7 protein-coding genes are annotated in these 8,056 nt (G+C 72.8%); 6 read left to right on the top strand and 1 reads right to left on the bottom strand.

The window, feature by feature from the left end; all coding sequences use genetic code 11:
* The 5 genes from manA to efeB form a co-directional block, all read left to right on the top strand.
* Positions 1-975: mannose-6-phosphate isomerase, class I (gene manA, locus KBX39_RS16325; protein WP_210871347.1), on the top strand; the 975-nt coding region annotated here is incomplete at its 5' end.
* 298 nt (positions 976-1,273) lie between these two features.
* Complete coding sequence (ahcY, locus tag KBX39_RS16320; protein WP_043326405.1) at positions 1,274-2,773, top strand: adenosylhomocysteinase; 1,500 nt, start codon at positions 1,274-1,276, stop codon at positions 2,771-2,773.
* A gap of 175 nt (positions 2,774-2,948) precedes the next feature.
* On the top strand, positions 2,949-3,836 hold the full coding sequence (gene efeU, locus KBX39_RS16315) for an iron uptake transporter permease EfeU (protein WP_043326403.1): 888 nt from the start codon (positions 2,949-2,951) through the stop codon (positions 3,834-3,836).
* Positions 3,837-3,863: 27 nt separating this feature from the next.
* The gene (gene efeO, locus KBX39_RS16310) at positions 3,864-4,994 is read left to right on the top strand and encodes an iron uptake system protein EfeO (RefSeq protein ID WP_104113183.1); all 1,131 of its coding nucleotides are present in this window, start codon (positions 3,864-3,866) and stop codon (positions 4,992-4,994) included.
* Positions 4,991-6,313: an iron uptake transporter deferrochelatase/peroxidase subunit gene (gene efeB / locus KBX39_RS16305; RefSeq protein ID WP_069087460.1), complete on the top strand. Its 1,323-nt coding sequence runs from the start codon at positions 4,991-4,993 to the stop codon at positions 6,311-6,313. Before efeO ends, efeB begins: the two co-directional genes overlap by 4 nt.
* A 25-nt stretch (positions 6,314-6,338) precedes the next feature.
* On the opposite strand, the gene KBX39_RS16300 is transcribed toward efeB, so the two are convergent.
* A complete protein-coding gene (locus tag KBX39_RS16300) occupies positions 6,339-7,331 on the bottom strand; it encodes an RDD family protein (protein WP_210871345.1) in 993 nt (330 codons plus the stop codon).
* A 23-nt stretch (positions 7,332-7,354) separates the two neighbouring features.
* Here KBX39_RS16300 and KBX39_RS16295 point away from each other — a divergent pair.
* Positions 7,355-8,056 (top strand): stage II sporulation protein M (locus tag KBX39_RS16295; protein WP_210871342.1); only part of this gene is annotated, 702 nt, incomplete at its 3' end.

The following is an 8,056-nucleotide window of genomic DNA, read 5'->3' as shown; positions in this document are numbered from 1 at the left end:
GCCGACCCGGCCCACCGGCTGGGTGAGCGGCTGCGCGCCCGGATCGGCACCCGGCTGCCGGACCCGCTGCCGCAGCGGGCCGCCGACTCCCCGCTGAGCCTCCAGGCCCATCCGGACGCCGAGCAGGCCCGCGCCGGGCACGCCGCCGACGTGGAGCGGGTCAACTACGTGGACCCGTACCACAAGCCGGAGCTGCTGGTGGCGCTCTCGGAGTTCGACGCGCTGTGCGGCTTCCGCGATCCGGAGGAGTCGGCGGCGGCGATCGCCGCGTTCGGCGTACCCGCGCTGGAACCTGTGGTGGCGGCGTTGCGCGCCGGGCCGGCGGGGCTGCGGGAGGCGGTACGCCTGCTGTTGAGCTGGCCGCGGGCGGAGCGCGCCGGGCTGGTGGCGGCCGTGCTGGCGGCGGCGGACGCCGGTCCCGGGTCGGCGGACGCCGGGCTGGTACGCACGCTGGCGGCCGGCTATCCGGAGGATCCGGGCGTGGTGGTGGCGTTGCTGTTGCACCACGTCCGGCTGGCGCCCGGCGAGGGCATCTGGATGCCGGCCGGGAACCTGCACGCCTACCTGCGCGGCACCGGCGTGGAGATCATGGCGGCCAGCGACAACGTGCTGCGTGGCGGGCTGACCCCGAAGCGGGTGGACGTGGACGAGCTGCTGCGGGTGCTTCGGTTCGAGGTGCTGACCGAGCCGGTGCTGCGGCCGGAGACGGTGGCGCCCGGTGTGCTGACGTGGCCGGTGCCGGTGGAGGACTTCGCGCTGCACCGGGTCGAGGTCGCCACCGGGTCGCCGGGGGCGCGGTTGACGCTGCCCGGGCCGCGGGTGGTGCTCTGCCGGACCGGGAAGCTCACCGTTGACGACGGGGTGGGCGTGGTCACGCTGGGCGCGGGACAGGCCGCTGTGGGCACGGCAGCGGGAGGTCCGCTGACGCTGAGCGGGGACGGCGAGGCGTTCGTCGCCACCTGTGGCCTGCGCTGAGCGCTCAGCAAAAGCCGCAAGTCCGACTTTCCCGAAATAGCTTGACGGCCCACTGGCGTGGTGTGACCCTATGGGTACGCAGCGTTGTCGCGACGAAGGTCCGATGGCGTGCGGGGGAACCAAACCGGGGGGATGCACGGGGCGGCCGGGCCGTGGACGGAAAGTCCGTCCACGACCGACCGCCCCGTGCGCTGTCCGCCGACCGGCCGATTGTGTGCTCGGTCAACCGGGCACCGGCCGGGTGGGTCGCGCGCGTAAGGTGGAAGGCTGCGCACCACATCGTTCGACAGGAGCTTCCATGACCAGCACCCTCCCCGCGGCCTCCAGCGGCGCGTCGTCGCAGGCTCGGCCGAGCACCCTCGCCGAGGGCGACTACAAGGTGGCGGATCTGTCGCTCGCCGCGTTCGGTCGCAAGGAGATCCGGCTCGCCGAGCACGAAATGCCCGGCCTGATGGCGATCCGGCGTGAGTTCGCCGAGGCCCAGCCGCTGGCCGGCGCCCGCATCACCGGCTCGCTGCACATGACCGTCCAGACCGCCGTCCTGATCGAGACCCTTGTCGCGCTCGGCGCGCAGGTCCGCTGGGCGTCCTGCAACATCTTCTCCACCCAGGACCACGCCGCCGCGGCGATCGTGGTCGGCCCCGAGGGCACCCCGGAGGCCCCGGCCGGCGTGCCGGTCTACGCCTGGAAGGGCGAGACGCTGCCGGAGTACTGGTGGTGCACCGAGCAGGTGCTCGCCTGGCCGGACGGGCAGGGCCCGAACATGATCCTGGACGACGGCGGCGACGCCACCCTGCTCGTCCACAAGGGCGCCGAGTTCGAGAAGGCGGGCGCCGTACCGCCGGTCGAGTCCGCCGACTCCGAGGAGTACGCGGTCATCCTCGAACTGCTGCACCGCTCGCTGGCCGAGGACAACCAGCGCTGGACCCGGATCGCCGCCGGCATCAAGGGCGTCACCGAGGAGACCACCACCGGTGTGCACCGGCTCTACGAGATGCACCGCGCCGGCACGCTGCTCTTCCCGGCCATCAACGTCAACGACTCGGTGACCAAGAGCAAGTTCGACAACAAGTACGGCTGCCGCCACTCGCTCATCGACGGCATCAACCGGGCCACCGACGTGCTGATCGGCGGCAAGATGGCAGTGGTCATGGGCTACGGCGACGTGGGCAAGGGCTGCGCCGAGTCGCTGCGCGGCCAGGGCGCCCGGGTCGTGGTGACCGAGGTCGACCCGATCTGCGCGCTCCAGGCGGCGATGGACGGCTACCAGGTCGCCACGCTGGACGACGTGGTCGAGCAGGCGGACATCTTCATCACCGCGACCGGCTGCTTCGACGTCATCACCAACGAGCACATGGCCCGGATGAAGCACCAGGCCATCGTGGGCAACATCGGCCACTTCGACAACGAGATCGACATGGCCGGCCTGGCCAAGCGCAGCGACGTGACCCGGGAGAACATCAAGCCGCAGGTCGACGTGTGGCGCTTCGACGACGGCCACGCGATCATCGTGCTCTCCGAGGGCCGCCTGCTGAACCTGGGCAACGCCACCGGCCACCCGAGCTTCGTGATGTCGAACTCGTTCGCCAACCAGACGATCGCGCAGATCGAGCTGTTCACCAAGACCGAGGAATACCCGATCGGCGTCTACGTGCTGCCCAAGCACCTGGACGAGAAGGTCGCCCGGCTGCACCTGGACGCGCTCGGCGCGAAGCTGACCACGCTCACCAAGGAGCAGGCCGCCTACCTGGGCGTCTCCACGGAGGGCCCGTTCAAGCCCGACCACTACCGCTACTGAGTTCACACTCCGGAAGGGACCGGGGTCGGCCGCCGCGCGGCCGTCCCGGTCCCTTTTCGCGTACGGGGTGGGCCGGCGGGTGCCGAACCGGGTGACGTTACCGCGATCAGCTTGACGTTTGCTGTGAACAAGAGGAAGGTATGCCTGCCCTAAGTTAGCGACCACGGAGCAGCTGATGTTCGCCACGTACCTGATCGGCCTGCGCGAGGGCCTGGAAGCGACACTTGTGGTCAGCATCCTCGTCGCGTTCCTGGTGAAGTCGCAGCGCCGCGACCGGCTGCCGCAGGTGTGGACCGGCGTCGGCCTGGCCGTGGCGCTCTCCGTCGGCTTCGGCTCGCTCATCCAGTACACCTCGACCTCGCTGCTGCGCACCTCGGAGTCGCGCGAGCTGTTCGAGGCGGTCACCTCGGTCGCCGCCGTGGTGTTCGTGACCTGGATGATCTTCTGGATGCGCCGGGCCGCCCGCACCATCGCGGGTGAGCTGCGCGGCAAGCTCACCGACGCGCTCGCGGTCGGCTCCCTGGCGGTCGCCGGCATGGCGTTCCTCGCGGTCATCCGGGAGGGCCTGGAGACCGCGCTGATCTTCTACGCCGCCGCCGAGAGCGCGGCCGGCGGCACCGGGCCCGGCTCGCTGCTCGCCCTGGCCGGCGGCATCGCCACCGCCGTGGTGATCGGCTTCCTGCTCTACCGCAGCGCCGTCCGGATCAACCTCAGCCGGTTCTTCACCTGGACCGGGGCGCTGCTCATCCTGGTGGCCGCCGGCATCCTCAAGTACGGCGTGCACGACTTCCAGGAAGCGGGCGTGCTGCCCGGCCTGAACGACCTCGCCTTCGACATCTCCACCACGCTCGACCCGAACGCCTGGTACGGCGCACTGCTCGCCGGCATGTTCAACGTCACCGCCGCGCCGACGGTGCTGGAGCTGGTCGCCTGGGTCGCGTACGCGGTCCCGGTGCTCGTGCTCTTCCTGCGCAAGCCCGCCCGGCCCGCCAAGCCGGTTCCGGCCGCCGCCACACCCGCCGCGCCGGCCGACGTCGCCGCTGTTCCGTCCCCCCGCGCCTGAACCACCCGTTCCCGAGGAGACCGCACGATGCGTACCACCCGACTCGTCGCGCCCGCCGCCGCCGGGCTGCTCGCCGTCGCCGGACTGACCGGCTGCGGGGGCGGTGACGACGCCGACGCCAAGAACGGCGGGCCGATCGCAGTCAAGGCCACCGACACCGTCTGCGAGGTCGCCGACACCGAGATCGACGCCGGTCAGGTCACGTTCAAGGTGACGAACAACGGTTCCAAGGTCAACGAGTTCTACGTCTACGCCGCCGGTGACCGGGTGATGGGCGAGGTGGAGAACATCGCCCCCGGGCTCAGCCGGGAGCTGCGCGTCGAGCTGACCGCCGGCACGTACGAGACGGCCTGCAAGCCGGGAATGAGCGGCCGGGGCATCCGGGGCGCGCTGAAGGTGAGCGGCACCGCCGCGACTGTCGCCCCCGACGCCGCGCTGACCCAGGCCACCGCCAGCTACCAGCGGTACGTGCGCAGCCAGACCGCCGCGCTGCTGACGAAGACCGAGGAGTTCGTGGCCGCGGTCAAGGCGAACGACGTGGCGAAGGCCAAGGCGCTGTACCCGGTGGCCCGCACCTACTGGGAGCGGATCGAGCCGGTCGCGGAGAGCTTCGGCGATCTCGACCCGAAGATCGACGGCCGCGAGGAGGTGGTCGAGGAGGGCATGGAGTTCACCGGCTTCCACCGGATCGAGAAGGACCTCTGGACCACCGGCGACGTCAGCTCCGACGGCCCGATCGCCGACCGGCTCCTGGCCGACGTCAAGGCGATCGTGGCCAAGGCGGACGCCGAGAAGCTCACCCCGCTCCAGCTCGCCAACGGCGCCAAGGCGCTGCTCGACGAGGTCGCCAGCGGGAAGATCACCGGCGAGGAGGAGCGCTACTCGCACACCGACCTCTGGGACTTCAACGCCAACCTGGAGGGCTCCAAGGCGGCCATCGCCGCGCTGCGTCCGGCGCTGGAGCAGCGCGCGCCCGACCTCGTCAAGCAGCTCGACAGCGAGTTCGCGAACGTGGAGACCACGCTCGGCAAGCACCGCGCCGGCGACGGCTGGAAGCTGCACACCCAGCTCGGCAAGGACGAGCTGAAGGAGCTGTCGGACGCGGTCAACGCGCTGGCCGAGCCGGTCAGCAAGGTCGCGGCGGCAGTAGCGCGATGACCGGCCCGGCCGGCGGCGACGCGACGAGCGAGCCGAACCGCGAGCGGACCGGCCGTGGCCTGTCCCGGCGCCGGGCGATGACCCTGGCCGGCGTCGGCGTGGCCGGTGTCGCCGGGGTGGCGGGTGGCGCGGGCGCGCTGCTCGCCGGCGGGAACGAGGCATCAGCGACCGGATCGGCCGCCGGTTCCGTGCCGTTCCTCGGCGAGCACCAGGCCGGCATCACCACCCCGGCCCAGGACCGGCTGCACTTCGTCGCGTTCGACGTGGTCACCAAGGACCGGGACCGGCTCGTCGCCATGCTCCAGGAGTGGACCGCCGCCGCGGCCCGGATGACCGCCGGGAAGGACGCCGGGGTGATCGGCGCGGTCGGCGGCATGCCCGAGGCCCCGCCGGACGACACCGGCGAGGCGCTCGGGCTGCCCCCGTCGCAGCTCACCCTCACCGTGGGCTTCGGACCGACGCTGTTCCGCGACGCGCAGGGCCGGGACCGCTTCGGCATCGCCGCCCGGCGTCCGGCCGCCCTGGCCGACCTGCCGCACTTCGCCGGGGACGCGCTGCGGCCGGAACTGTCCGGCGGCGACATCTGCGTCCAGGCGTGCGCCAACGACCCGCAGGTCGCGGTGCACGCCATCCGCAACCTCGCCCGGATCGGCATGGGCGTGGTGAGCGTCCGCTGGTCGCAGCTCGGCTTCGGGCGTACCTCGTCGACGTCGCGGGACCAGGCCACGCCACGCAACCTGTTCGGCTTCAAGGACGGCACCGCCAACCTCAAGGCCGAGGACGCCGCCCTGCTCCGCGACCAGCTCTGGGTGCAGCCCGGTGACGGCCCGGACTGGATGACCGGCGGCTCCTACCTGGTCACCCGGAAGATCCGGATGCTGATCGAGACGTGGGACCGCAGCCCGCTGGCCGAGCAGGAGATGATCGTCGGCCGGACCAAGGGCAGCGGCGCGCCGATCGGCCGCCAGGACGAGTTCGACGAGCCGGACTTCGCCGCCAGGGGCGACGACGGCGAGCCGCTCATCGCCGACACCGCGCACGTACGGCTGGCCCACCCGGACACCAACGACGGCGCCCGTCTGCTGCGCCGCGGCTACAACTTCGTGGACGGCTCGGACGGGCTGGGCAGGCTCGACGCCGGGCTGTTCTTCATCGCCTACCAGCGCGACCCGCGCCGGCAGTTCGTGCCGATCCAGACCCGGCTGGCCCGCAACGACGCGATGAACGAATACCTGCGGCACGTCTCCAGCGGCCTGTTCGCCTGCCCGCCCGGCCTGCGCGACGCAGCCGACTGGTGGGGGCGCGCGCTGTTCTCCTGAAGCCGGCTCAGCTCCCCGAGGCGGCTCAGCGGCGTACCGGATCGGGTTCGACCTGCGGCGCGGCGGGCCGCAGCCGGCCCGCGCCCGGCCCGGCGGGGCCTGGCCGGACGGCGCCCGGCCCGGTGGAGCCCGGCACCACGGCGGGCGCCGGGACCAGCTCCGGCCAGAGCGTGGCGGCGACCGCCCGGCTGCGGCCCAGCCGGTGCGCCGCCCGCCGCCCCCGCTCGGCGAGCACCGCCGACAGGTACGCCCAGTCCGGCGCGGCCCACGGCGGAGGCGGCGAGGTGACCGCCGCGACCTCCGTCCACAGCCCCCGGCCCAGCCGGAACCGGTCCGGTTCGGCGAGCTGGGGCAGCCGGTCCAGGTACTGCCGCACGGCCAGCGCCAGCCCGTCGTCGAGGCGGGTCAGGTCGAGCGTGCCGGCCCAGGCCAGCAGCGGCGGCGCGGCCGGCGGCAGCGGCCGCCACAGCGTCGCGCCCCGGGTGTGCACCACCAGCGTGCCGGCGACCAGGTCACCCAGCCGGCGTCCGCGCGGGTCGGTGAGCATCACCGTGACGCTCGCCGCCCAGCTCAGCAGCGGCAGCACCAGCCCGGGCCACTCCACCGCGACGCCGACGAGCGCCCGCGTCAGCGACTGGCCCACCCCCACCGGGCCGCCGTCGGCCCGGACCACCCGCAGCCCGACGGCCAGCTTGCCCACCGTCCGGCCACCGGCGAAACGTTCCATCACCACCGGATAGCCGATCAGCACCAGCACCAGCAGCACGATCTGCAGCGCCCCGGCCAGGGCGGCGTCGAGGTAGTCCCCGAGCAGGGCGAGCGCCACCATCCCCAGCACCGCGCCGAGCACGAGCGCCAGCGCGAGCTGGATCACCGCGTCGATCAGCAGGGCCAGCACCCGGGAGCCCAGCCGGGCCGCCCGGACGTCCAGCTCCACCGCCTCGCCGCTGACCAGACCGGCGTCGGCCCACCGGGGCGGTGGGGGAGGTTGCGCGCGCACCCCGACAGTGAACACCATGGACGCCGAACGGGGGAGGGCGAGTGGATCTCGATGCGTACGTGGCCGAACACAACGCCGAATGGCGGCGGCTGGAGTACCTGACCGGGCGGCGTCGCCTCGACGCGGCAGAGGTCGACGAGCTGGTGGCGCTCTACCAGCGCAGCGCTACGCACCTGTCCGCCCTGCGCGCCCGGGCGCCCGAGCCGGCGCTGGTGAACCGCCTGTCCCACCTGGTCCTCGCGGCCCGGGCCCGGATCACCGGCCGTCAGCGGTTCTCCTGGGCGGCGGTGGGTCGGTTCCTGGTCGCCGACCTGCCCGCCGCCCTCTACCGGGCCTGGCCGTGGTGGTGCGGCGTGGCCACCGGGTTCAGCCTGCTCACCGCGTTCCTGATCTGGTTCGTCGCCGGCAACCCGGACACCGCCGCCGCGTTCGTCGGCGACGAAGCCGCCCGGGAACTCGTCGACTCCGGTTTCGCCGGCTACTACACCGAGTTCGCCGCGCCCACCTTCGCGTTCCACCTGTGGACGCACAACGCCTGGCTGGCCGCCCAGTGCCTGGCCGCCGGCGTGCTCGTGGTGCCGGTGCTCTGGCTGCTGTGGCAGAACGCGCTGAACATCGGCGTGGTCGGCGGCGTGATGGTCGCCTACGGCCAGGGAGACGTCTTCTTCGGCCTGATCACACCGCACGGCCTGCTGGAACTGACCGGCATCTACGTCGCCGCCGGGGTCGGACTGCGTACCGCC

The sequence above is a fragment of the Micromonospora sp. D75 genome (assembly GCF_018070405.1).
In the GTDB taxonomy this organism is placed as follows: domain Bacteria; phylum Actinomycetota; class Actinomycetes; order Mycobacteriales; family Micromonosporaceae; genus Micromonospora; species Micromonospora chalcea.
Note: the sequence above shows the minus strand (reverse complement) of the source record. Positions and strands in the feature narration are given on the sequence as shown.

What these genes read in the sequence shown, in the direction of transcription:
- efeU (WP_043326403.1), top strand. Translation starts at nt 2,949, where the DNA reads ATGTTCGCCACGTACCTGATCGGCCTGCGCGAGGGCCTGGAAGCGACA.
- ahcY (WP_043326405.1), top strand. Translation starts at nt 1,274, where the DNA reads ATGACCAGCACCCTCCCCGCGGCCTCCAGCGGCGCGTCGTCGCAGGCT.
- KBX39_RS16300 (WP_210871345.1), bottom strand. Translation starts at nt 7,331, where the DNA reads ATGGTGTTCACTGTCGGGGTGCGCGCGCAACCTCCCCCACCGCCCCGG.
- efeO (WP_104113183.1), top strand. Translation starts at nt 3,864, where the DNA reads ATGCGTACCACCCGACTCGTCGCGCCCGCCGCCGCCGGGCTGCTCGCC.
- efeB (WP_069087460.1), top strand. Translation starts at nt 4,991, where the DNA reads ATGACCGGCCCGGCCGGCGGCGACGCGACGAGCGAGCCGAACCGCGAG.